The sequence below is a fragment of the Streptomyces sp. NPDC048639 genome (assembly GCF_043199075.1).
Classification (GTDB): Bacteria; Actinomycetota; Actinomycetes; order Streptomycetales; family Streptomycetaceae; genus Streptomyces.
The window spans coordinates 667,426-689,344 of the sequence record NZ_JBICVP010000001.1 but is presented as its reverse complement, the minus strand read 5'-3'; the positions used below and the strand labels follow the sequence as shown (position 1 = coordinate 689,344).

Annotated in this window: 20 protein-coding genes and 1 tRNA gene; 15 read left to right on the top strand and 6 right to left on the bottom strand. The window is 69.8% G+C overall.

From position 1 onward, the window contains the following. Positions 1–96: 96 nt before the first annotated feature. Both ACGFNH_RS02970 and ACGFNH_RS02965 read left to right on the top strand, forming a co-directional pair. The gene (locus ACGFNH_RS02970; RefSeq protein WP_393651487.1) at positions 97–1,581 is read left to right on the top strand and encodes an MFS transporter; all 1,485 of its coding nucleotides are present in this window, start codon (positions 97–99) and stop codon (positions 1,579–1,581) included. A gap of 493 nt (positions 1,582–2,074) precedes the next feature. Then, complete coding sequence (locus tag ACGFNH_RS02965) at positions 2,075–2,443, top strand: peptidase inhibitor family I36 protein (protein WP_393651486.1); 369 nt, start codon at positions 2,075–2,077, stop codon at positions 2,441–2,443. A 327-nt stretch (positions 2,444–2,770) separates the two neighbouring features. Here the strand turns inward: ACGFNH_RS02965 and aceE are convergent, their stop codons facing one another. Continuing rightward, positions 2,771–5,518: a pyruvate dehydrogenase (acetyl-transferring), homodimeric type gene (gene aceE, locus ACGFNH_RS02960; protein WP_393651197.1), complete on the bottom strand. Its 2,748-nt coding sequence runs from the start codon at positions 5,516–5,518 to the stop codon at positions 2,771–2,773. Between the two features lie 451 nt (positions 5,519–5,969). Between aceE and ACGFNH_RS02955 the strand changes: the two genes are divergently transcribed. The 6 genes from ACGFNH_RS02955 to ACGFNH_RS02930 all read left to right on the top strand — a co-directional run bounded on the left by ACGFNH_RS02955 (position 5,970) and on the right by ACGFNH_RS02930 (position 10,630). Then, positions 5,970–6,410 carry a DUF3052 domain-containing protein gene (locus ACGFNH_RS02955; RefSeq protein ID WP_393651196.1) on the top strand — a complete coding sequence of 147 codons (441 nt, stop codon included), beginning with the start codon at positions 5,970–5,972 and terminating at the stop codon, positions 6,408–6,410. Positions 6,411–6,646: 236 nt separating this feature from the next. Beyond that, entirely contained in the window at positions 6,647–7,105 is a 459-nt protein-coding gene (locus tag ACGFNH_RS02950; protein ID WP_393651195.1) for a peroxiredoxin, read from the top strand. A 166-nt stretch (positions 7,106–7,271) separates the two neighbouring features. After that, positions 7,272–7,847, top strand: a complete 576-nt coding sequence (locus tag ACGFNH_RS02945; protein WP_393651194.1) for a TerD family protein — start codon at positions 7,272–7,274, stop codon at positions 7,845–7,847. A gap of 93 nt (positions 7,848–7,940) precedes the next feature. Next, on the top strand, positions 7,941–8,516 hold the full coding sequence (locus ACGFNH_RS02940) for a TerD family protein (RefSeq protein ID WP_393651193.1): 576 nt from the start codon (positions 7,941–7,943) through the stop codon (positions 8,514–8,516). A 49-nt stretch (positions 8,517–8,565) separates the two neighbouring features. Then, positions 8,566–9,702 (top strand): DUF475 domain-containing protein, encoded by a 1,137-nt coding sequence (locus tag ACGFNH_RS02935; protein WP_393651192.1) that lies wholly within the window; start codon positions 8,566–8,568, stop codon positions 9,700–9,702. 193 nt (positions 9,703–9,895) lie between these two features. Then, a complete protein-coding gene (locus tag ACGFNH_RS02930; protein ID WP_393651191.1) occupies positions 9,896–10,630 on the top strand; it encodes a Tellurium resistance in 735 nt (244 codons plus the stop codon). 128 nt (positions 10,631–10,758) lie between these two features. On the opposite strand, the gene ACGFNH_RS02925 is transcribed toward ACGFNH_RS02930, so the two are convergent. Beyond that, positions 10,759–11,592: a TerD family protein gene (locus ACGFNH_RS02925; RefSeq protein WP_393651190.1), complete on the bottom strand. Its 834-nt coding sequence runs from the start codon at positions 11,590–11,592 to the stop codon at positions 10,759–10,761. Between the two features lie 248 nt (positions 11,593–11,840). Here ACGFNH_RS02925 and ACGFNH_RS02920 point away from each other — a divergent pair, with 248 nt between their 5' ends. The 4 genes from ACGFNH_RS02920 to ACGFNH_RS02905 are packed head-to-tail and all read left to right on the top strand — an operon-like array spanning position 11,841 to position 17,234. Next, positions 11,841–12,998, top strand: a complete 1,158-nt coding sequence (locus tag ACGFNH_RS02920; RefSeq protein ID WP_393651189.1) for an HpcH/HpaI aldolase/citrate lyase family protein — start codon at positions 11,841–11,843, stop codon at positions 12,996–12,998. Positions 12,999–13,048: 50 nt separating this feature from the next. Continuing rightward, the gene (locus ACGFNH_RS02915; protein ID WP_393651485.1) at positions 13,049–15,670 is read left to right on the top strand and encodes a phosphoribosyltransferase; all 2,622 of its coding nucleotides are present in this window, start codon (positions 13,049–13,051) and stop codon (positions 15,668–15,670) included. Beyond that, a complete protein-coding gene (locus ACGFNH_RS02910; RefSeq protein ID WP_393651188.1) occupies positions 15,670–16,524 on the top strand; it encodes an HAD family hydrolase in 855 nt (284 codons plus the stop codon). Before ACGFNH_RS02915 ends, ACGFNH_RS02910 begins: the two co-directional genes overlap by 1 nt. Before the next feature lie 14 nt (positions 16,525–16,538). Then, positions 16,539–17,234 (top strand): O-methyltransferase, encoded by a 696-nt coding sequence (locus tag ACGFNH_RS02905; protein ID WP_393651187.1) that lies wholly within the window; start codon positions 16,539–16,541, stop codon positions 17,232–17,234. Positions 17,235–17,414: 180 nt separating this feature from the next. Here ACGFNH_RS02905 and ACGFNH_RS02900 read toward each other — a convergent pair whose 3' ends face one another. Together ACGFNH_RS02900 and ACGFNH_RS02895 are read right to left on the bottom strand one after the other, a co-directional pair. Then, positions 17,415–17,639: a zinc ribbon domain-containing protein gene (locus ACGFNH_RS02900; RefSeq protein WP_393651186.1), complete on the bottom strand. Its 225-nt coding sequence runs from the start codon at positions 17,637–17,639 to the stop codon at positions 17,415–17,417. Between the two features lie 74 nt (positions 17,640–17,713). Then, the gene (locus ACGFNH_RS02895) at positions 17,714–18,442 is read right to left on the bottom strand and encodes a DUF4383 domain-containing protein (RefSeq protein WP_393651185.1); all 729 of its coding nucleotides are present in this window, start codon (positions 18,440–18,442) and stop codon (positions 17,714–17,716) included. A gap of 133 nt (positions 18,443–18,575) precedes the next feature. Between ACGFNH_RS02895 and ACGFNH_RS02890 the strand changes: the two genes are divergently transcribed. Continuing rightward, the gene (locus ACGFNH_RS02890; RefSeq protein WP_393651184.1) at positions 18,576–19,028 is read left to right on the top strand and encodes a hypothetical protein; all 453 of its coding nucleotides are present in this window, start codon (positions 18,576–18,578) and stop codon (positions 19,026–19,028) included. 135 nt (positions 19,029–19,163) lie between these two features. Here ACGFNH_RS02890 and ACGFNH_RS02885 read toward each other — a convergent pair whose 3' ends face one another. Then, complete coding sequence (locus ACGFNH_RS02885; RefSeq protein WP_393651183.1) at positions 19,164–20,570, bottom strand: hypothetical protein; 1,407 nt, start codon at positions 20,568–20,570, stop codon at positions 19,164–19,166. Positions 20,571–20,747: 177 nt separating this feature from the next. On the opposite strand from ACGFNH_RS02885, the gene ACGFNH_RS02880 reads away from it, so the two are divergent. After that, positions 20,748–20,819 (top strand) — tRNA-Val (locus tag ACGFNH_RS02880). Positions 20,820–21,047: 228 nt separating this feature from the next. Next, on the top strand, positions 21,048–21,170 hold the full coding sequence (locus tag ACGFNH_RS02875; protein ID WP_393651182.1) for a hypothetical protein: 123 nt from the start codon (positions 21,048–21,050) through the stop codon (positions 21,168–21,170). Positions 21,171–21,426: 256 nt separating this feature from the next. Here ACGFNH_RS02875 and ACGFNH_RS02870 read toward each other — a convergent pair whose 3' ends face one another. Next, positions 21,427–21,684, bottom strand: coding sequence for a hypothetical protein (locus ACGFNH_RS02870; protein ID WP_393651181.1), 258 nt, complete (start codon positions 21,682–21,684; stop codon positions 21,427–21,429). Between the last annotated feature and the right edge of the window lie 235 nt (positions 21,685–21,919).

The following is a 21,919-nucleotide window of genomic DNA, read 5'->3' as shown; positions in this document are numbered from 1 at the left end:
GCCGACCCGGCGCCGGAACTTCCTGTACCGGAGTCCCGGAAGGGCCTTCGGGGACACCCTTGGCTGACCCTCTTCGCCGTCGCCCTCGGCGTCACGATGGTCGCCCTCGACGGCACGATCGTCGCGATCGCCAACCCCGCGATCCAGAAGGACCTCGGCGCGTCGCTCGCCGATGTCCAGTGGATAACCAACGGCTATCTGCTCGCGCTCGCCGTCGCCCTCATCACGGCCGGCAAGCTCGGTGACCGCTTCGGTCACCGCCAGACCTTCCTCATCGGGATCACGGGCTTCGCCGCCGCCTCGGGGGCCATCGGGCTCTCCGACAGCGTGGCCACCGTCGTGACCTTCCGTGTGATCCAGGGCTTGTTCGGCGCACTGCTGATGCCTGCCGCGCTCGGCCTGCTGCGGGCCACCTTCCCCGCGGAGAAGCTCAACATGGCGATCGGCATCTGGGGTGCCGTCATCGGTGCTTCCACAGCCGCCGGACCGATCGTCGGCGGCCTGCTCGTCGAGCACGTCAACTGGCAATCGGTGTTCTTCATCAACGTGCCGGTCGGCCTCGTGGCGCTCGTCCTCGGCCTGCTGATCCTGGTGGACCACCGGGCGGAGAACGCCGCCAAGTCCTTCGACATCCCCGGCATCGTGCTGCTGTCGGGCGCGATGTTCTCGCTCATCTGGGCGCTCATCAAGGCCCCGGCGTGGGGCTGGGGCGACCCCACGACACTGATCTTCCTCGCAGCCGCCGTCGTCGGCTTCATCGTCTTCGCGATCTGGGAGTCCCGGGTTCGGGAACCGCTGATCCCGCTCGGCCTGTTCCGCTCCGTACCGCTCTCCGCGGGAACCATCCTCATGGTCCTCATGGCCTTCGCGTTCCTGGGCGGGCTGTTCTTCGTCACCTTCTATCTGCAGAACGTGCACGGGATGAGCCCGGTGGAGAGCGGCCTGCACCTGCTGCCGCTGACGGGCATGATGATCGTCGCCTCGCCGATCACCGGTGCTCTGATCACCAAGTTCGGCCCGCGGATCGTCCTCGTCACCGGCATGGTCCTCACCGCGGTCGCGATGCTGGGCATGTCCACGCTCGACGGGAACAGCGGCACCGGCGTCATGTCCGTGTGGTTCTCCCTGCTCGGCCTGGGCCTCGCCCCGGTGATGGTCGGTGCCACGGACGTCATCGTCGGCAACGCCCCGCTGGAGCACGCGGGCGTCGCGGGCGGTCTCCAGCAGGCGGCGATGCAGGTCGGCGGCAGCCTGGGTACGGCCGTGCTCGGGGCCGTGATGGCCGCCCGGGTGGAGAACGACCTGCCCGGGAACTGGAAGGAGGCCGGCCTGCCGCCTCTGCCTCCGGGGCAGTCGGCGCAGGCCTCCGAGGCGGTCTCGGTCGGCATCGCGCCGGTCACCGAGCAGACGCCGCCGGCCGTTGTCGCCAAGATCACGGACGTGGCTCATGACACCTTCGTGTCGGGCATGGGGCTGTCGTTCACGGTGGCCGGCGTGGTCGCGGTGCTCGCCGCTCTGATCGCGACGCTCACGAAGCGGGGCGACAACGTGCAGCCCGGTGCCGGAGGCGGGCACATCTAGCCTGCCGCGAGGCGCACCCGCGGATGCGGGGACGGAAGGGACCGAGCGTGATGCTCGGTCCCTTCCTCGCGTTCGGGCGGGGTGTGTACGGGGCGGGATGTGTACGGGGCGTTTGCTTCCGGGGGTGCGGTGTCGGGGCGTTGAAGGTGCGCGGATACGACGTGTGGCGCGCGCTGCCGACCGTCGTGGTGGGCCGTCAACTTCCGTGGTGGACCGTGAACTTCCGTGATGGCCGTCAACTCCCGTGGCGGGACCCGGAACCCGGAGCGGGGCTGCGGTGTAAGAGATGCAGAAGCGCAGAACACAGGGAGTGATGGACATGTGCAAGACCGACGCGGCCACGACGAGGACGCCCGACACCGCCAAGGTGCGAGGTCCCGTCGAGACGGGTGACTGTGCTGAGGGCCGTCCTGTCCGTACGGCCGCGAGGGCCGCACGGGCGGTTGCGGCCCCACGGGTCGCACGAGCTGTCGCACGTGCCCGGGTTGCCGCCCTGATCGCTGTTGTCGCTGCCGCTCTGCTTCCGGGTGCCTTCGCTGCGACGGCTTCCGCGGCGTCACCGGCCGCGGCTGCTCCGAAGCTCGGTGGTTGTGCGGCAGGGCAGCTGTGCCTCTGGAAGCAGGGCGAGTTCGGCTCAAGTCCTCTGACGTACGAGCTGTCGGAGATCGACATCGAGAGTTGTGTGCCGCTCCCGCGCGGTGTCACGGCGGAATCGCTGGCGAACCGCACCGGCAGGCCCGTCACCACGTACCAGAGCGCGGAGTGCGCCGAGACGGGTGAATTCGATACCTATCCGGGTGGAGGCACATGGGTGCCCCGATCCCCTTACCAGGTACGGGCTTTCAAGGTCTGGGAGAGCTGAAGGGCGCAAGGCGGGGGCCAGGGAGAGCTGAAGGGCCGGGAGAGCTGAACCGCTCGGGGAGAGTTGCAGGGCCCGGAGAGCTGAACGTTCGGGGCAGCCGAAGTACCGGGGGAGGAAGCCGTGATGAGGACGTACGACACTGTCAGCTCACCCATGTGTGTTCTGGCAGTCCCGGCAGTCACAGGGGTGAGGGAACGCGCACCCGGCTGCGAGCCGGTGGCAGCCGCGCGTGCGCCCGCACCGGAGTCCCCGCTCACCCTGCACAACCGCTCGGCCCCGACCGGTCGAGCCGGTCGGGGCCGAGGAGTCAGCGCGAGAAGCGGGGGGTCAGGCGTCCCCGCCTGCGGGGCCCGGGTCGGCGGCCGCGACGTCGAGGAGCTGGTAGCGGTCGATCGCCTGCTTCAGCACCGAGCGGTCGATCTTGCCCTCCTTGGCGAGCTCGGTGAGCACGCCGAGGACGATCGACTGGGCGTCGATGTGGAAGAAGCGGCGGGCCGCACCGCGGGTGTCGGCGAAGCCGAACCCGTCGGCACCCAGGGACTGGTAGGTGCCCGGCACCCAGCGCGCGATCTGGTCCGGGACGGCCCGCATCCAGTCGGACACGGCCACCTTCGGGCCCTCGGTGTCCTGGAGCTTCCGCGTCACGTACGGGACGCGCTGCTCCTCCTCCGGGTGGAGCAGGTTGTGCTCCTCGGTCGCCACCGCGTCGCGCCGCAGTTCGTTCCAGGAGGTCGCCGACCAGACGTCCGCCTTGACGTTCCAGTCGTCGGCAAGCATCTGCTGCGCCTCGACCGCCCACGGCACCGCGACACCGGAGGCGAGGATCTGAGCCGGGATGGTGCCCTTCTCGCCCGCCCGGAAGCGGTGGAGGCCCTTGAGGATGCCGTCGACGTCGACGTCACCGGGCTCGGCCGGGTGCTGGATCGGCTCGTTGTAGACGGTGAGGTAGTAGAAGATGTCTTCGCCGTGGGGGTGCTCGTCGGACGAGCCGTACATCCGGCGCAGACCCTCCTTGACGATGTGGGCGATCTCGTAGCCGAACGCCGGGTCGTAGCAGACCGCGGCCGGGTTGGTCGACGCAAGAAGCTGCGAGTGCCCGTCGGCGTGCTGGAGGCCCTCACCGGTCAGCGTGGTGCGGCCGGCGGTCGCACCCAGGACGAAGCCTCGCGCGAGCTGGTCGGACATCTGCCAGAACTGGTCGCCCGTGCGCTGGAAGCCGAACATCGAGTAGAAGACGTAGACGGGGATCAGCGGTTCGCCGTGCGTCGCATAGGAGGAGCCGGCCGCGATGAGCGAGGCGGTGCAGCCCGCCTCGGAGATGCCGTCGTGCAGCATCTGTCCCGTCGGCGACTCCTTGTAGGCGAGGAGCAGGTCACGGTCCACGGACTCGTAGGTCTGGCCCAGCGGGTTGTAGATCTTCGCTGTCGGGAACAGCGAGTCCATGCCGAAGGTGCGGTATTCGTCCGGGGCGATCGGCACGAACCGCTTGCCGATCTCCTTGTCCCGCATGAGGTCCTTCAGCAGCCGGACGAACGCCATCGTCGTGGCGATCTTCTGGCTGCCGGAGCCCTTCCTGACCGAGGCGTAGGCCTTGTCGTCCGGCAGATTGAGCGGCTTCGACCGGACCACACGGGTCGGTACGTAGCCCCCAAGGCCCTTGCGCCGGTCGTGCATGTACTGAAGCTCGTCCGAGTCGGGACCGGGGTGGTAGTACGGCGGGACGCCGGACTCCAGCTCCTTGTCCGGGATCGGCAGGTGCAGCCGGTCACGGAAGCCCTTGAGGTCGTCGACCGTCAGCTTCTTCATCTGGTGGGTCGCGTTGCGGCCCTCGAAGTTGGGGCCGAGCGTCCAGCCCTTGACGGTCTGCGCGAGGATCACGGTCGGCTGGCCCTTGTGCGCCTGGGCCGCCGCGTACGCCGCGTAGATCTTCCGGTGGTCGTGGCCGCCGCGTCCCAGATGCAGGATCTGGTCGTCGGTCATGCCGTCCACCATCTGGCGCAGGCGGTGGTCGTCGCCGAAGAAGTGGTCGCGGATGTACGCACCGGTCTCGGTGGCGTAGGTCTGGAACTGACCGTCGGGGGTGGTGTTGAGCTTGTTGACCAGCACGCCGTCGCGGTCCTGGGCGAGCAGCGGGTCCCAGCTCCGGTCCCACACCAGTTTGATCACGTTCCACCCGGCGCCGCGGAAGACCGACTCCAGCTCCTGGATGATCTTGCCGTTGCCGCGCACCGGACCGTCGAGACGCTGCAGGTTGCAGTTGACGACGAAGGTCAGGTTGTCCAGGCCCTCGCGTGCCGCCAGCGTGAGCTGACCCAGCGACTCGGGCTCGTCCATCTCACCGTCGCCGAGGAAGGCCCATACGTTCGACTTGGAGGTGTCCGCGATGCCCCGCGCCTCCATGTAGCGGTTCATCCGGGCCTGGAAGATCGCGCCGAGCGGGCCGAGGCCCATGGAGACGGTCGGGAACTCCCAGAAGTCCGGCATCGACCGCGGGTGCGGGTAGCTGGACAGGCCGTAGGGCGCCTTCGACTTCTCCTGCCGGAAGCCGTCGAGCTGCTGCTCGTTCAGCCGGTCCAGCAGATACGCGCGTGCGTAGATGCCGGGGGAGGCGTGCCCCTGGAAGAAGATCTGGTCGCCGCCGTCACCCTGGTCCTTGCCGCGGAAGAAGTGGTTGAAGCCCACGTCGTAGAGCGATGCCGAGGAAGCGAAGGTGGCGATGTGGCCGCCGACACCGATGCCCGGACGCTGCGCGCGGGAGACCATCACCGCGGCGTTCCACCGGGTCGCGTTGAGGATCCTGCGCTCGATCTCCTCGTTACCGGGGAAGAACGGCTCGCTCTTCGTCGCAATGGTGTTGACGTAGTCCGTGCTGCGCATCTCGGGCACGGCCACGCGCTTCTCGCGGGCTCGCTCGATCAGGCGGAGCATCAGGTAGCGGGCACGCTCACGGCCCCGCTCGTCGACCGCTGCGTCGAGCGAGTCGAGCCATTCCCGGGTCTCTTCGGGATCAAAGTCCGGGACCTGGCTGGGAAGGCCGCCAATGATGATCGGGTTGCGATCGGATCCGGAAGCCACGCTGTTCCTTCGCTGTTCGGTAGTTCTCTGCTGGGTCGCGCCGCCTCCATCGTGTACCTCCGAAGGCGGAAACGTCATCTCTACCGAGGGGTAACCGCCACCGTGCGAGACGGGACGTTGCTCGGCGTCGCTGACCCGGAGACGGCCAAATCGCAACCATACGCCCACGTCGCCGCAACCCTGCGTACTGCTGTTCGCCGCCCGAAGCTCGTCCTTGACGACGTACGGGTGGTGCCGCGAGGGAGCACGGCTCCATAAACCGGGCAGAATCGTGTGGTGTGAATCACCGCGGCCGTTCCTTCATGATGGGAGTTACGGCGACACGTCAACGTTTGGGCGGGATCGATGGCTGGGTACTTGCGCGAACAGCCCGGCCCGTGTGGACTACGCCCAATGGCTCGCGCACGCGCGAGACGACAGACATTTCTCAGGACATGACAGGAGGCAATCCGTGAGCGCGACCGCGGACCACGCGGAGGAGCGGACCAACCCTGCCGCAAGGCTGGGTTTCCAGCCCGGGCAGGTGGTCCAGGAGATCGGCTACGACGACGACGTCGAGCAGGAGCTCCGCGAGGGTATCGAGGCCGTCACCGGCCAGGAGCTCGCCGACGAGGAGTACGACGACGTTGCCGACGCCGTTGTTCTGTGGTTCCGCGAGGACGACGGTGACCTGACGGACGCGCTGGTGGACGCGACCACGATGATCGATTCCGGCGCCCCGGTCTGGCTGATGACGCCGAAGACCGGGCGCGACGGATACGTCGAGCCGAGCGACATCGGCGAGGCCGCGCAGACCGCCGGCCTGGCGCAGACCAGCAGTGTCAACGCGGGCAAGGACTGGACCGGCAGCCGCCTGGTCACTCCCAAGGCAGCCCGTTCCGGCAAGCGATAACCCCTCCGGACTGCGGACCGTCCCGACCGCGGCCACGTCGGCCCAGGCCAGGGCGCGGTTACGGCTGCTCCGGTTCGCCCGATGCACACGCCCCGGTGGCTCCCGCCGCCGGGGCGCAGTGCCAGGGCGGACGCCCCCGGTGACGGACCCGGTGACAGACTGGGCTGCGAAACCGCAGGTGCCGGGTAGGGCGCGTGCCCTACCCGGCTTCTTTCGTAGAGAGGGACCCAGGACTCATGGCGATCGAGGTCGGCGCGAAGGCACCGGACATCGAGCTCAAGAACCAGCACGGCGAGACGGTTCGTCTCTCGGACTTCCGGGGTGAGAAGAGCGTCGTGCTGCTCTTCTACCCGTTTGCCTTCACCGGCGTCTGCACCGGCGAACTGTGCGCCCTGCGTGACGAGCTGCCGAAGTTCGTCAACGACGACGTGCAGCTTCTCGCCGTGTCCAACGACTCTCCGTTCACGCTCCGGGTCTTCGCCGAGAAGGAGGGCCTGGACTACCCCCTGCTGTCGGACTTCTGGCCGCACGGCGACGCCTCGCGGGCGTACGGCGTGTTCGACGAGGAGAAGGGCTGCGCCGTGCGCGGCACCTTCATCATCGACAAGGAGGGTGTCGTGCGCTGGACGATCGTGAACGGTCTGCCCGACGCCCGCGACCTGAACGAGTACATCAAGGCCCTGGACAACCTGTAACCAGGGAAGGAAGAGCTGCCCCGCCCCGCGGCCGCGACCCGCAGAACCACCTCAAGCCGGTCGAAAGGCTGTGGTCAGGGGAACCGCTCACTAGGATCAGTTCGTTGATCCGATGCCAACGCACGACGGGGGCACGCAGTGCTCCTCGATCTCAATGGGAGGACTCGTGGGAGTCAGCCTCAGCAAGGGCGGCAACGTCTCGCTGACCAAGGAAGCCCCCAACCTGACCGCGGTGATCGTCGGTCTGGGCTGGGATGCCCGTACCACCACCGGCACCGATTTCGACCTCGACGCCAGCGCCCTGCTGGCGAACGCCGAGGGCAAGGTCGGGAACGACCAGAACTTCATCTTCTTCAACAACCTCAAGAGCCCCGACGGCTCCGTCGAGCACACCGGCGACAACATCACCGGTGAGGGCGAGGGCGATGACGAGCAGATCAAGGTGAATCTGTCCGCCGTCCCGGCGGACATCGAGAAGATCGTGTTCCCGGTGTCGATCTACGACGCCGAGACCCGACAGCAGAGCTTCGGCCAGGTCCGCAACGCGTTCATCCGCGTGGTGAACCAGGCCGACAGCAAGGAGCTGGCCCGCTACGACCTGAGCGAGGACGCCTCGACCGAGACCGCCATGGTCTTCGGTGAGCTGTACCGGCACGGCGCGGAGTGGAAGTTCCGCGCGATCGGCCAGGGCTATGCCTCGGGCCTGCGCGGCATCGCGCAGGACTTCGGCGTCAACGTCTGATCTGCAGCAGGGCACAGGCCCGGCCGCCGTACCCCCGCAGGCGCGAGGGTGCGGCGGCCGGGCATCAGAGCACTCAGGGGAGGATGCGGAATCATGGGCGTCACGCTCGCCAAGGGGGGCAATGTCTCCCTGTCCAAGGCGGCGCCGAACCTCACGCAGGTGATGGTCGGCCTCGGCTGGGATGCACGCTCGACCACGGGCGCACCGTTCGACCTCGACGCCAGCGCACTGCTGTGCCAGTCGGGGCATGTGCTCGGTGACGAGTACTTCGTCTTCTACAACAACCTCAAGAGCCCGGACGGCTCGGTCGAGCACACCGGCGACAATCTCACCGGTGAGGGCGAGGGCGACGACGAGTCGATTCTGCTCGACCTCTCCAAGGTGCCCGCCCAGGTCGACAAGATCGTCTTTCCGGTGTCGATCCACGACGCGGATGCCCGCGGACAGACCTTCGGCCAGGTCAGCAACGCCTTCATTCGCGTGGTGAACCAGGCCGACGGCGAGGAGCTGGCGCGCTACGACCTCAGTGAGGACGCGTCCGGCGAGACGGCGATGATCTTCGGCGAGGTGTACCGGTACAGCGGCGAATGGAAGTTCCGGGCGGTGGGCCAGGGGTACGCGTCAGGGCTGCGCGGCATCGCTCTAGACTTCGGGGTCAACGTTTCGTAAAGTCCGCGCACTGCGCGCGGGGGACCCCGCTAACACGATTGGGTAGCCAGTGCTTCTGAAAACCTTTGGCTGGTCGTTCGCCATCACGGCGATCGGTCTTGCCGCGGCCGCGTGGGGCTGGGGGTGGGAGGCGTTCGGGATCGTCCTGATCCTCTCCATCCTCGAGATCTCGCTGTCCTTCGACAACGCGGTCGTCAACGCCGGCGTGCTGAAGAAGCTGAACGCCTTCTGGCAGAGGATCTTCCTCACCATCGGCATCCTCATCGCCGTCTTCGGTATGCGCCTGGTCTTCCCGATCGTGATCGTCGCGATCAGTGCCAAGGTCGGCCCCATCGAAGCCGTCAATCTGGCGATCGACAAGCCGGAAACCTACGAGGCGCTGGTCACCGACGCTCACCCGGCCATTGCCGCCTTCGGCGGCATGTTCCTGCTGATGATCTTCCTCGACTTCATCTTCGAGGACCGGGACATCAAGTGGCTGACCTGGATCGAGAAGCCGCTCGCGCGGCTCGGCCAGGTCCCCATGCTGTCGGTCTGCATCGCCCTGATCGCGCTGCTGCTCTCGGCGATGTACTTCGCCCCCGAGGCCCACGTGAGCACCGGCCACGCCGACAAGGCGGCCACGGTCCTGCTCTCCGGCGTCGCGGGTCTGATCACCTACCTCCTCGTGGGCGGACTCTCCGGCCACTTCGAGAACCGGCTCGAGGAACAGGAGGAGGCCGAGGAAGCGGCCGAGGAGGAAGCCAAGAAGACGGGCAAGGAGCCCACCCTGGTCGGCCTCGCGGGCCGGGCAGCGTTCTTCATGTTCCTCTACCTCGAGGTGCTGGACGCGTCGTTCTCCTTCGACGGCGTCATCGGCGCCTTCGCGATCACCAACCACATCTTCTGGATGGCGCTTGGCCTCGGCATCGGCGCCATGTACGTCCGGTCGCTCACGGTCTACCTGGTCCGGCAGGGCACCCTCGACGACTACGTCTACCTGGAGCACGGCGCTCACTACGCCATCGGCGCGCTCGCCGTCCTCCTCCTCGTCACGATCAAGTTCCAGGTCAACGAGATCGTCACCGGTCTCATCGGTGTGGCACTGATCGCCTGGTCCTTCTGGGACTCGGTGCGCCGCAACCGCGCCCTCGCGGACGAGGGCGGCCCGTCCGAGGAGAAGTCCGAGGTCTCCTCGGGAGTCTGACCGCAGCGGGAGTGTGACCGCGGCGGGAATGAGGAACGCTCTCTGATGCGGGGCGGCTACGAGGCACTGGGCCTGGTGGCCGCCCCGATCGGTTGGGAGGCCGGCCCGGCACGACGTCGCCCGGGCGGGCCGGTCGAGGGGGCGGACGGACGGGCGCGTGCCGTCCGGGATCGTCGATGAGTGGGGGTAGGAAGTGTCGTTCTGGAGCAACTGGCGGTTCGGCGGCGGGAACGGCTTCGACAGCGGCAGCGCGTCCTCGTACGCGATCGAGCTGACGAAGCGACGACAGGTCGTCTCGCTGACCAAGCAGGGCGCGGCCACCGGCAATCTGCGGGTCAATCTGTCGTGGCGGATGCGGACATCGGACATCGGCGGATCGAGGCGGGGCGGCAGTCTGCTGCGCCATCCGCTCAAGCTCTTCAAGCCCGAGATCGTGCAGGCACAGGGGCCCGCCGTGGTGCAGATCGACCTGGACCTCGCCTGCCTCTACGAGCTCAAGGACGGCACGAAGGGCGTCGTCCAGCCGCTCGGCAGCTTCTTCGGCGACATCAATTCACCGCCGTATGTGAAGCTCAGCGGCGACGACCGGTTCGGGTCGGGGTCCGGCGAGACGATCTACATCAACATGGACCACAGGGACGACATCAAGCGTCTGCTGGTCTTCGTGTACATCTACGACGGCACGCCCGCCTTCGACCGCACGCACGCCGTCGTCACGCTCTACCCCAGCAACGGCCCGCGGATCGAGATCGGGCTCGACGAGCGCGCGCCGCAGGCTCGCTCCTGCGCCGTCGTGCTGATCGAGAACAACAAGGGCGAACTGACCGTGCGGCGCGAGGTGAAGTACGTCTACGGCTTCCAGGCCGAGCTGGACCGGCTCTACGGCTGGGGGCTCCAGTGGGGCCGCGGCTACAAGAGCAAGGTCTGAGCCGGCCGGGGGAGCCCGAACCGGTTGCGGAGCCCGAACCGGTTGCTGAGCCCGAGCCGCAGCCCCGCTCCGCCCCGCCCCGAGCTGCCCGGAGCCGGAGCCGCCGCCCGCGTCGAGGGCCGGGGGCCTCAGCGGTACTGCTGGAACTGCGGCCCCTGAGGCGGCAGTGTGAAGGCCGGCGCCGGATGCTGCGGGTATCCGTACGCGGGCTGCTGCGGATAGCCGTAGGCGGGCTGCGGCTGCCGCGGGGCCGGTGGCGGCAGCGGGTATCCGTAGCCGGGCTGAACGGGTTCCGTGACGGGCGCCGGTTCCGGCTCTCCCTGCGGCTGGGGTTGCGGCTGTGCCTGGGGTGCGTCGTGCGACTGCGGTTGCGCCTGGGGCGGCTGTTCATGGTCCGCGGAGGCCGAGGCAGGGTCGTTCTCGTCCACGGAGATGCCGAACTCCGTGGCGAGGCCGACGAGTCCCGTCTCGTAGCCCTGCCCCAGTGCGCGGAACTTCCAGGCGTCCCCGCGCCGGTACAACTCACCGCAGATCAGCGCCGACTCATCGCCCGTCTCCGGCCGTACGTCGAACGTCGCGATCGGTTCCGTGCCGGCTGCGGCCGCCGCGTCGTACAGCAGCACCCGCAGGTCCCGCACCCGTCCGAAGGGGCCGCCGTCCGCCGAGGCGGCGAGTACCACGCGGTGCACCGAGGGCTCCAGCCGGGAGAGATCGGCCTCGACGGTGTCCGTCAGACCCTCCGCCAGCTGCTTCTTGGCGAGGTGCCGGACGAGGCCCGAGGGGTGCTGCGGCTGGTTGTAGAAGACGAAGTCCGCGTCGGAGCGCACACGGCCGTGGGATCCCAGCAGCAGGGCGGAGGCGTCCACATCGGGCACGTCCCGGCCCGGTGTCCAGCGCAGCACGGCTCGTACGGCCGTCGCCTCGAGCGGGATGTTGGACCCCTTCAGCATCGCGTGCGTCATGGCCGCAATCCTGCCCTCCCGGTGGTGGTCACGACAACGTGGGGTGACGGCTCCGGGAGGTGTGCGGTGGAGCGGTGGGATGACGGGGCGGACTCAAGGCGCACACAGGGTGCCCCTTGGGCAGGGCAACTCCCGCGATGCATGCGGGTAACGTGTTTTTCACGAGCTTGGGGAACTTTTGACCCCTCGCTGCACGTACGATAACCGGCCGGATCACGTCATGGTCGGTCTGCTGTACGGGGAGATGTATGCGTCATTTCGGGCACGTTCCGCCCGAGGTCCGCGAGGGCCTGTTCCATCGGCAACCGGTGGAATTCACCGCGGACTCGCCTTCCCGCACCCTCGCCGTCGCCCTCGGTGCGACGCTCTACAGCCCCGCCACACGGCCCCGGCTCTGCGACGACGTGCTCAAGCAGGCGTCCCGCGGTGTGGTGTCGATGGTGCTGTGCTTGGAGGACTCCATCGACGACACCGAGGTGACGGAGGCAGAGGAGAACCTCGTCCGTCAGTTCGTCGACCTCGACGCTCATGGCCGGGATCTGCCCCTGCTGTTCATACGGGTCCGTGAGCCGGAGCAGATCTCCGACCTCGCGGCCCGCCTCGGCCCCGCCGTCCGGCACCTGTCCGGATTCGTGCTCCCGAAGTTCACCGAGGAGCGCGGCGTGCCCTTCCTCGAAGCACTGGCCGCTGCCGAATCCGCCTGCGGGCACCGTCTCTACGCGATGCCCGTCCTCGAATCGCCCGAGCTGCTGCACCTGGAGAGCCGCGTCGAGACGCTCGGCGGCATCCGGCGGACCGTCGACAAGTACCGCGACCGCGTCCTCGCGCTCCGGCTCGGCGTCACCGACTTCTGCTCGGCGTACGGGCTCCGCCGCGCCCCGGACATGACCGCGTACGACGTCCGTATCGTCGCCTCCGTCATCGCCGATGTCGTCAACACCCTGGGGCGCGCCGACGGCACCGGCTTCACCGTGACCGGCCCGGTGTGGGAGTACTTCCGCGTCCAGGAGCGGATGTTCAAGCCCCAGTTGCGGCGCAGCCCCTTCACCGGCCGCGCCGAGGAACTGCGCACCGCGCTCATCGAGCACGACATGGACGGGCTGCTGCGCGAGGTCGAGCTCGACCGGGCCAACGGACTGCAGGGCAAGACCTGCATCCACCCCTCGCACGTCACGCCCGTGCATGTGCTGTCGGTGGTCAGCCACGAGGAGTTCACGGACGCGGTGGACATCCTCAGGCCGGAGCGGGACGGTGGCGGAGTGATGCGTTCCGCGTACACCAACAAGATGAACGAGGTGAAGCCGCACCGCGCGTGGGCCGAGCGCACCATGCTGCGTGCGGAGGTCTTCGGTGTGGCTCGCGAGGACGTGAGCTTCGTCGAACTGCTGGCCGCCGGACTGACGTGAGCACGAACCAAGAGCAGGACGATGTGACCGGAACGGGAGATGGGCGCGGTATGGAGTGGTCGGGGCAGTGGGTCGCGGACCGGTTGGGCGTCGGGCTGGAGGGCGACGCGGAACTGACCGGGCTGCTCGGGCTGGCACTTCGGCGCAACACCAAGCGCGCCCACCTGCTCGTCTCGAACGTCCTCGGCAAGCACGTACCGCAGCGGCCGGAGACGGTGTACGGCGCCGGGCTCCGGCTCGGCGAGCGCGTGCGCGAGCTGCTCGGCGACACCGAGGCGGCACGCGCGGTGGTCGTCGGTTACGCGGAGACAGCCACGGGCCTCGGCCACAGCGTCGCCGACGGGCTGGCCCTCGCCCCGTATCTGCACTCCACCCGGCGGCCCGTGCACGGCGTCGAACCCGCGGGCGGATTCGAGGAGTCCCACAGTCACGCCACATCGCATCTGCTGCTGCCCGAGGACCCGGCGCTCCTGACGGGCGACGGGCCGCTGGTGCTGGTCGACGACGAGTTCTCCACCGGCAACACCGTCCTGAACACCATCGCCGCGCTGCACGCCCGCTACCCGCGCGAGCGGTACGTGATCGTGGCGCTCGTCGACATGCGCGCGGCCGCCGACCGGGACCGCCTGGAGGCTTTGGCGGCCCAACTCGGCGCGCGCGTCGACCTGGTGGCGCTGGCCGCGGGCACGGTGCGGCTCCCGGACGACGTGCTGGCCCGCGGGCAGGCGCTCGTCGAGGAGCACGAACGGGACGCCGGGCGCGCCGCGCCCCTACGCACCCACGCCGAACGCGTCGACCTCGCCTGGCCCGCAGGGGTGCCGGACGGCGGACGGCACGGCTTCACGCCGGAGCACCGCGCCCGTCTGGAGGCGGCCCTGCCCGGGATGGCCGCGCGTATCCGGGCCGCACTGCGGGTCGCGGGACTCCCGGAAGGCGCCGAGGGCACGGAGGGTGTGGAGGGCGTGGAGGGCGCTGACGGGCTGGGCCCCGACTCGCCGACGCCTCGCGTACTCGTCCTCGGCTGCGAGGAGTTGATGTACGCGCCACTGCGCCTCGCCGCCGCGCTGGAGGGCACCGTGGGCGCGGAGGTGCGGTTCTCGACCACCACGCGGTCGCCGGTCCTGGCCGTCGACGACCCCGGATACGCCATCCGCACCCGACTGTCGTTCCCCGCGCACGACGACCCGGCGGACGGCCCGGGCGACCGCTTCGCGTACAACGTCGCGGGCGCGGGCTTCGACGCGGTCGTCGCCGTCGTCGACTCAGCCGCCGACACCCCCGAACTGCACGCAACGGGCGGGTTGTTGGAGCGCCTGGCTGCGCACACCGACTGCCTGCTGCTCGCGGTCGTCCCCAGCTACGCACCCGAGGCTGCGGCAGTACCGCGGAGTGCCGCCGCTGCGCGGGACACCGCCGCACAGCGGGATATCGCAGCGCTGCCGAGTACCGCCGCGGCGCGGGATGCCGCCGCGACGCCCGGGGCATCCGCCCGGCCGGGACCGTCCGCCCGGCCCGAACCGCTCCGCGGCCCGGCCTTCTCCTCCTACGCCCCCGGCGACGTGGGCTGGCTGCTGCAGGACTTCTCCGCCGTACGGCTCGAAGCGCCGACCGAGGAGCGCGAGGAGGCCATTCAGCGCGGCGGGGCGCACTACGCGGAGTCGCTGCCGGTCGAGTATCAGCCCAGCGCCGAGTACCAGGACCTGTTCCGCGCCGCGCTCGACGCGTCCGCGACCCGGATCGCCCGCGCCGTCGGCACGGTCACCGACACGGTGCTGGCCGAAGTCCCGCTCCGGAGCGGCCGGAGCGGCTCCGGCTCGACCCCCGTCCTGGTGTCGCTGGCCCGCGCCGGGACGCCCGTCGGCGTCCTGATGCGGCGCTGGGCCCGGCACGCGCACGGCCTGGACCTCCCGCACTACGCCGTCTCGATCGTCCGCGGGCGCGGCATCGACACCGCCGCGCTGCGCTGGCTGGCCGACCACCACGATCCGGCCGATGTCGTCTTCGTCGACGGCTGGACCGGCAAGGGCGCCATCACCCGCGAACTCGCCGACGCCCTGGCCGGCTTCCCCGGCTTCCACCCGGAGATCGCCGTCCTGGCCGACCCCGGCGGTTGCGTGCGCACGTACGGCACACGCGAGGACTTCCTCATCCCCTCCGCATGCCTCAACTCCACGGTCTCCGGGCTGATTTCACGTACGGTGCTGCGCTCCGACCTCGTCGGGCCCGGCCAGTTCCACGGCGCGAAGTTCTACCGCGAGCTGGCCGGCTCCGACGTCTCGAGCCTCTTCGTCGACACCGTCGCAGCGCGCTTCGACGAGGTCGCCGACGAGGTCGCGGTGGACGTCAAGGCCCTGCTGGCGGCGGACCGTTCGCCCACCTGGGAGGGGTGGGAGGCCGTCGAGCGGATCAGCGAGGAGTACGGCATCCACGACGTCAACCTCGTCAAGCCCGGCGTCGGCGAGACGACACGCGTCCTGTTGCGCCGGGTGCCCTGGCGGATTCTCGCGCGGCGCGGAGCGGGAGCGGACCTCGACCACATCACCCTGCTCGCCGAGCAGCGCGGCGTACCCGTCGAGGAGGTCGACGACCTGCCCTACACCTGCGTCGGCCTCATCCATCCGCGCTACACCCGCGGTGCAACCGGCGCCGACGGCAAGGCGGTGACGACCTGATGAGCCCCCTCACCGCCCCCGCGGGCAGCGGCAGCGGCCGGTCCACCGGCCCCGTCCTCGTCGCCAGCGACCTCGACCGCACCCTGATCTACTCGGCCGCCGCCCTGGCCCTGGACATGCCGGACGCGCAGGCGCCGCGGCTGCTGTGCGTGGAGGTCTACGAGCGCAAGCCGCTGTCGTACATGACCGAGACCGCTGCGGTGCTCCTCGACCGGCTCGCGCGCGAGACCGTGTTCGTCCCCACCACGACCCGCACCCGCGAGCAGTACGGCCGCATCAACCTCCCCGGCCCCGCCGCGCGCTACGCGATCTGCGCGAACGGCGGCCACATCCTCGTCGACGGCGTGGCCGACCCCGACTGGCACGCGCAGGTCCTGGCCTCGCTGGAGGCGGGCTGCGCGCCGCTCGCCGAGGTCCGCGAGCACCTGGTGCGTACGGCGGACCCCGCCTGGCTGCTGAAGGAGCGCGTCGCCGAGGACCTCTTCGCGTACCTCGTCGTGGACCGGGCCCTCCTCCCCAACAGCTGGGTCAAGGACCTCGCGGCCTGGGCGGAGGAGCGCGGCTGGACGGTCTCGCTCCAGGGCCGCAAGATCTACGCGGTTCCGGGGCCGCTCACCAAGAGCGCTGCGGTCGCCGAGGTCGCCCGCCGCTCCGGCGCCCGGGAGATCCTCACGGCCGGCGACTCGCTGCTCGACGCGGACCTGCTGCTGGCGGGCGACCGCGGATGGCGGCCGGGCCACGGAGAATTGGCCGAAACCGGCTGGACAGCGCCGCGTATCACGGCAGTTGACCGGCGCGGAGTCGCGGCGGGAGAGGAGATTCTGCGAGCTGTGCTGCTTGCGGCCGTCGGTTGAGCAAGGATGGCGGTATGCCTACTCCTTCCTCCGATCACCGGACCGACGGCTCGCAGAACATCAAGGGTGTCCCGGTCACGCCCGACCTCTACGCGTACGTCCTGGCGCACAACCCGCCGCTCGACCCGGTGCAGCGGGAACTCATCGAGACCACGCAGACGAAGCTCGGCGACGCCGCGATCATGCAAGTCGCCCAGGAGCAGGCGCCGTTGCTGGCGTTCCTCGTCCGGCTGACGCGAGCACGGCACGTCGTCGAGGTCGGCACCTTCACCGGCCTGTCCGCACTGGCCATGGCGCAGGCCCTGCCGGAGGACGGCACGCTGGTCGCCTGCGACAAGTCGGAGGAGTGGACGGTGTACGGGCGCGAGGCCTGGGCCAAGGCGGGCGTCGCGGACCGGGTCGACCTGCGCATCGGCGACGCGCTGGAGACGCTGAACGCCATGCCGGAGGAGCCGCACATCGACGTGGCATTCCTGGACGCCGACAAGGAGAGCTATGTCGCGTACTGGGAGGCGCTGGTGCCGCGCATGCGCGAGGGCGGGGTGATCGCGGTGGACAACGTCTTCCTGCAGGGGCGTGTGCAGGACCCGTCGGCGTCCGGGCAGGCGGCGGCGATGCGGGCGTTCAATGACCATGTGTCGGCGGACAAGCGCATGGAAGCGGTGATGCTGACGGTGGCGGACGGCCTGACTTTGGCGCGCAAGCGCTGAGGCCGGTGCGGTGGCGGGGCCGCGAAGCGCGCGGCCCGGCCTCCGACGGCGTGGCTGCGCGGCAGGCAAACGCCGGGTCGCCCGAGCCTCCCGGGACCACAGGCCTCCGGTTGGTGCGGCGCCCGGCCTCCGGGGAGCCCGGCCTTTCGGGCGGCACGGCGCCAGGCCCTCCGGTATGGCTCAGCCGCAGCAGCCGCCCCCGCAGCACCCGCCGCCTCCGCCTCCGCCCCCGCCATTGCTGGGCGCGGAGGCGGCCGCACTGCCGCCGACGGCGACGGTGGACAGCAGCTTGACGGTGTCGTCGTGGCCGTCCGGGCACGACGCGGGCGCCGAGGACTCGGCCATCGGGCGGCTCAGCTCGAAGGTGGTCCCACAGGACCGGCAGCGGTACTCGTAACGGGGCATGGCGACAGATTAACCGTGCGCAGCCGCCGGTGGCGTCGCACCGTCCTCCGACCGTCTCCCCCCCCGCCCCGGCGTCAGGATTCGGTCTTCCCGCCCCTGCCCCCGGCACCCGGCCCCACCGTGTCAGGGATGTCCGCCGGCTGGTGCTCCGGCGGAGGGTGCTGCGCCTGGATGGCCAGCCGCCGCCCCCGCGCGCGCAGCGCCGCCTGCTCCTCGTACGCGAGCAGGCCGGGGTGGCGGGCGCGCCAGTACGGGTTGTCGTGCGGCAGATGACCGCTCACCCGCCCGTACATCCCGAAGGTCATCAGGAGCAGCCCGAAGACAAAGCTGAACAGGACGTTCTGGATCCGGAACGCCAGGACGTTGACGTCGGTCTCCAGCAGCGCGAGATTGACGAATCCGCTCAGCAGGAAGGCCGCGCCCAGCCACATGTTGAGCGACGACGCGACGTTGCCGCCGATGAGCATCCCGCCGAACAGCACGAACCCGACGACGATCGAGAGCACGCTCAGGGCGCCGTTGGTGTTCAGCCCGGCCACCGTGTCGCCGCCGGTGTCGAAGAACCCGATCCGGTCGATCAGCCCGAGGATCCCGAAGGCGACGAGAACGAGACCCATGAGCCCCGCCCCGATGCGGTAGACGGTGCTGAGCCGGTGATCGACGGGCAGATGCTCATCGAGCCGGGCGCGCCGGGCGAGCCGCTCGGGAAACCGGCCACCGGGACCACGGCCCGTCCCGCCCTGGCGACCGCCCGTCGAACGGCCGCCGCCAGGGAGCGCCCTTCCGGTGTGGCTGGAGGCCATGAACCCAGGATCTGCCGGGACGCCGAAGGGCGCCAGAGGGAACCGGAGCCGTCTACGTACCGGTCCGTCGCGTACGCCCCTGAGTGAGCCCGGTCACGCACCTCACCTGGGACTGGCACATGGCAGAAGCGCGATGGAAGCATCCCTCGTCATGATCGAGAAGACGGCAGGAGCGTCACCGGATATGGCCTCGTACGTACGGTTCCAGAGCCCGGTCCGTCACCCACGGGGACACTTCCCCGGCGTGTTCGCCCTCGTCAACAACCTCGCGCGGGACGGCAAGCTGACCCCCGAACAGGAGCACTTCCGGCGAACCAACAACGACTGGTACAACGCTGCTTACACGAACCCCTCGACCGTGGACCCGACGGTCTACGACCACGACCGGAACCCCGGAGCTGTGTCGTGGTTCAAGTCCTCGTCCCGTGCCCTGATCCGCAGGGTGGACGGCTATCTGGAGATCCTTGCCACGCACGGTGTCGACTTCCGGCGGGTTGAGTCGTCCGACCCCGGGCGGATCGTCTACGAGGGCGCCGACCAGGTGGTCGTCGTACCTCACGACGGCGATCAGTGGCCGGAGAGGTGACACGGCAACTGCCCGACCCTGGAAGCACGCGACCATTCGCCGCCTGAACCACGCCTCGGACGGCCGTCGGCTGCGCACCTGACGTACGCACCCGGTCACCGTTGGCCGGATGCGCAACGGCAGACGAGCCGCAGGTCAGGCGCTGCCCGCGCCCCGCTCCTCGCGGATCTCGCCGACGACCTTGGCGACCGTCTGCCGGACGCCTTCCGTCTCGGTCAGGAAGTGCCAGTAGTCGGGGTGGCGCCCCTCCAGACCGGCGACGGCCCGGTTGAGCCGCAGCACGGCCTCGTCCAGAGGCCTCGCGTGCCGGGGGTCCGGCGTGCTGCGCCCGGCCATCGCGAGGCGCTGGGCGTCGCGGATCGCGAACCGGGTCCGCTCGATCTCCTTCGACGGGTCGAAGGAGACCTCGTCGAGCCGGCGCAGCCGCTCACCGGCGGCGGAGACGGCCTCGTCGGTCGCGTTCAGCAGCGCCCGGACCGTACTCAGCAGCGCGGTCGCGTCGGGCCAGCGCTGCTCATCGCGCGCCTTCTGCGCCTCCTTGAGCTTCTGCTCGCCCTCGGCAACGGACTGGGCGGTCTGCTCCGGCACATGCTGGAGGTCCTGCCAGCAGGCCACGGCGTACCGGCGGCGCAGCTCGCTGAGGATGGGCTCGACGCCGTCCGCCCGTGTGGTGAGGGCCTGGGCGCGGGTGCGGAGGGAGACGAGCCGGCGGTCGATCTCGGTGGCGCGCTCGGGCAGGCGCTCGGCCTCGCTGCGAACGGTCTCGGCCTCGCGCAGCACCTGGTCGGCGCGGCGGAGGGTCTCCTGCACACCGTGCCGGCCGGCGCCCTGGTTGAGCATGGTCAGCTCGGGGGAGAGGGCGGCGAGGCGGGCGGCGAGGTCGTCGGCGCGCAGGCCCTTGCCCCGTACGGCATCCAGCGCGTTCGTCGCCGCGAGCAGCGCCTGCCGGGCCCGCTCGACGGCGGGTGCGAGCCGCGCGAGCTGGGTTTCGGCCTGGTCGAGCAGCGGGCCGAGGCTCTCGCCGAAGCGGTCGAGGTCGCGCTTGACCCGCTCCAGCTCGTCCTTGGCCCGGGTCAGGTCGCTCCGTGCCCGTGCCGCGGCGGAGGCCTCGAGGTCGTCACGGTCCAGGTCGTGGGCGTCGACGGCGCTGATGTAGTCGTGACTGGCCTGGTCGATGCGCTGCCCGAGAGCCTGGAAGTCCTCGGCGGTCTTGCGGGCCCTGGGCGAATTGTCGACAGCCGTGATCGTCTCGATGGAGATCCGCAGATCGCGCTGTGCGGTGTCGAGCTCGTAGAACGCCGCGGCGGCCGCGTCCTTGGCGGCCTGCGCGTCCGCCCGGTGGTTCTCCCCGCGGCCCCACCAGCGGCGGGTGCCCCCGCCGGCGAACGATGCGGGCACGGCGACCCCGAGCAGCACCAGCGGCAGGCCCATGAGCACGAGAAGATCCCGCCCACCGCCCCGGCCCCCGGGCCCGGCCCCCGGACCGGTCCGTCGACGGCGGCGTGCCGACCGCGTATACGGCTCCGCGTCTTTCGCCGTCACATCCCTCTCCCGTGCCCTGTTCGCCATGTCCGCATCCGCCCGGAACACCCGGTGTCATTCTCCCACCAGGTAGTGACGAACACACGGGCCGGTCAGTTGCCGGTTCCCCGTACCTGTACGACACGAATGCGTTTGCGGCCGGGGTGCGCGTGCCATGTAGTCTGTCAGCTCATCCCCGGGCGCATAGCTCAGCGGTAGAGCGCTGCTCTTACAAAGCAGATGTCGGCGGTTCAAATCCGTCTGTGCCCACCCATCCCATGGTGTGACGAAGGCCCAGGTCATCCGGTGCGTGTCCGGACGCCTGGGCCTTTGCGGTTTCCGTGCTGGAGAAGCCGTCGCCGGGGGTGTCGTGCCTTCACATGCCAGAAGGCCTGCGCTCGACTGCGCGCACCGAGCATGGTCACGCCGGTGTGGTCGTGGACGACCCCGATCAGGCGGCCAACTGCCGGGGGACTAGCTGCTGATGGGCCATGAGACGTGTCCGGTCTCGGTCGGCATCGGCTGGGGCTCCAGCGACGGCTGCTGATCTACCCGGCCTGGGGTCGCACGGTCGAGCAGCCGGTGCTCGCTGAAGTCACCGCGGGCCGCGAACGGTTGTGAGCGAGGGCCACCCGAGCCGACTCATCCTGGGCACAGCCCGACAGGAATCACGCCCGCTCCACGGTGTGTGCGTCGATGGCAGACGGAGTGGCAGCCAGGGCAGTACGTGGTTGCTGCTGGATGCCCGCCCGCGTGCCAACTGGTGGAGAGACTTGCGGGCGCCGTGCTTGCAAGGATCCCGGGAGGGTCGGGTCACGACGTCCGTGCCGGTCCGGGCCGCCTTCCGTGGACCGGCACACGCGGGTCGATCGATCTGTCAGTGGCCGTGGCCGTGGTCGCCGCTGCCGCTGCCGTGGCCACCGCCGTGGCCACCGCCGTGGCCGCCGTCGCCGTGATCGCCGTGGCCGTGGTCGTCGGGGGCGACGATCGTCCACGGGCGCATCAGGTCGTCGTCTTCGTGTTCGAGAATGTGGCAGTGGTGGACGTACGTCGCCGGGAACTCGGTGCCGCTGCCCGGAATCGATGCGATCATGCCCGTCGGCGGGCTGAATTCCTTGCTGATGATTCTGGTCACCGTCTCCGGATAGGACTTGAACGTGTCCTTGCCGGATCGCGCTTCGTCCGGGTCCGGCGGAATCGGCGGGCCGGTGAGAGGACGCACCACTTCCGGAAGATCCGAATGCCCGCGTGGTCTCATACCCCTCGTCGGCAATCTCCGCCTGAAGGAGGATCCTGGAATCCTCCCCAGAGGACATACTGCACGCTGTATGGCACGGATGTGGAAAGCGGCCGTCGACCTCCTGGCCGGC

Bases quoted from the DNA above. Each gene is read 5' to 3' on its own strand.
- ACGFNH_RS02970 (WP_393651487.1), top strand. From the start codon at position 97: ATGGTCGCCCTCGACGGCACGATCGTCGCGATCGCCAACCCCGCGATC.
- ACGFNH_RS02950 (WP_393651195.1), top strand. From the start codon at position 6,647: ATGGCGATCGAGGTCGGCGCGAAGGCACCGGACATCGAGCTCAAGAAC.
- ACGFNH_RS02940 (WP_393651193.1), top strand. From the start codon at position 7,941: ATGGGCGTCACGCTCGCCAAGGGGGGCAATGTCTCCCTGTCCAAGGCG.
- ACGFNH_RS02925 (WP_393651190.1), bottom strand. From the start codon at position 11,592: ATGACGCACGCGATGCTGAAGGGGTCCAACATCCCGCTCGAGGCGACG.
- ACGFNH_RS02920 (WP_393651189.1), top strand. From the start codon at position 11,841: ATGCGTCATTTCGGGCACGTTCCGCCCGAGGTCCGCGAGGGCCTGTTC.
- ACGFNH_RS02915 (WP_393651485.1), top strand. From the start codon at position 13,049: ATGGAGTGGTCGGGGCAGTGGGTCGCGGACCGGTTGGGCGTCGGGCTG.
- ACGFNH_RS02910 (WP_393651188.1), top strand. From the start codon at position 15,670: ATGAGCCCCCTCACCGCCCCCGCGGGCAGCGGCAGCGGCCGGTCCACC.
- ACGFNH_RS02905 (WP_393651187.1), top strand. From the start codon at position 16,539: ATGCCTACTCCTTCCTCCGATCACCGGACCGACGGCTCGCAGAACATC.
- ACGFNH_RS02900 (WP_393651186.1), bottom strand. From the start codon at position 17,639: ATGCCCCGTTACGAGTACCGCTGCCGGTCCTGTGGGACCACCTTCGAG.
- ACGFNH_RS02895 (WP_393651185.1), bottom strand. From the start codon at position 18,442: ATGGCCTCCAGCCACACCGGAAGGGCGCTCCCTGGCGGCGGCCGTTCG.
- ACGFNH_RS02890 (WP_393651184.1), top strand. From the start codon at position 18,576: ATGGAAGCATCCCTCGTCATGATCGAGAAGACGGCAGGAGCGTCACCG.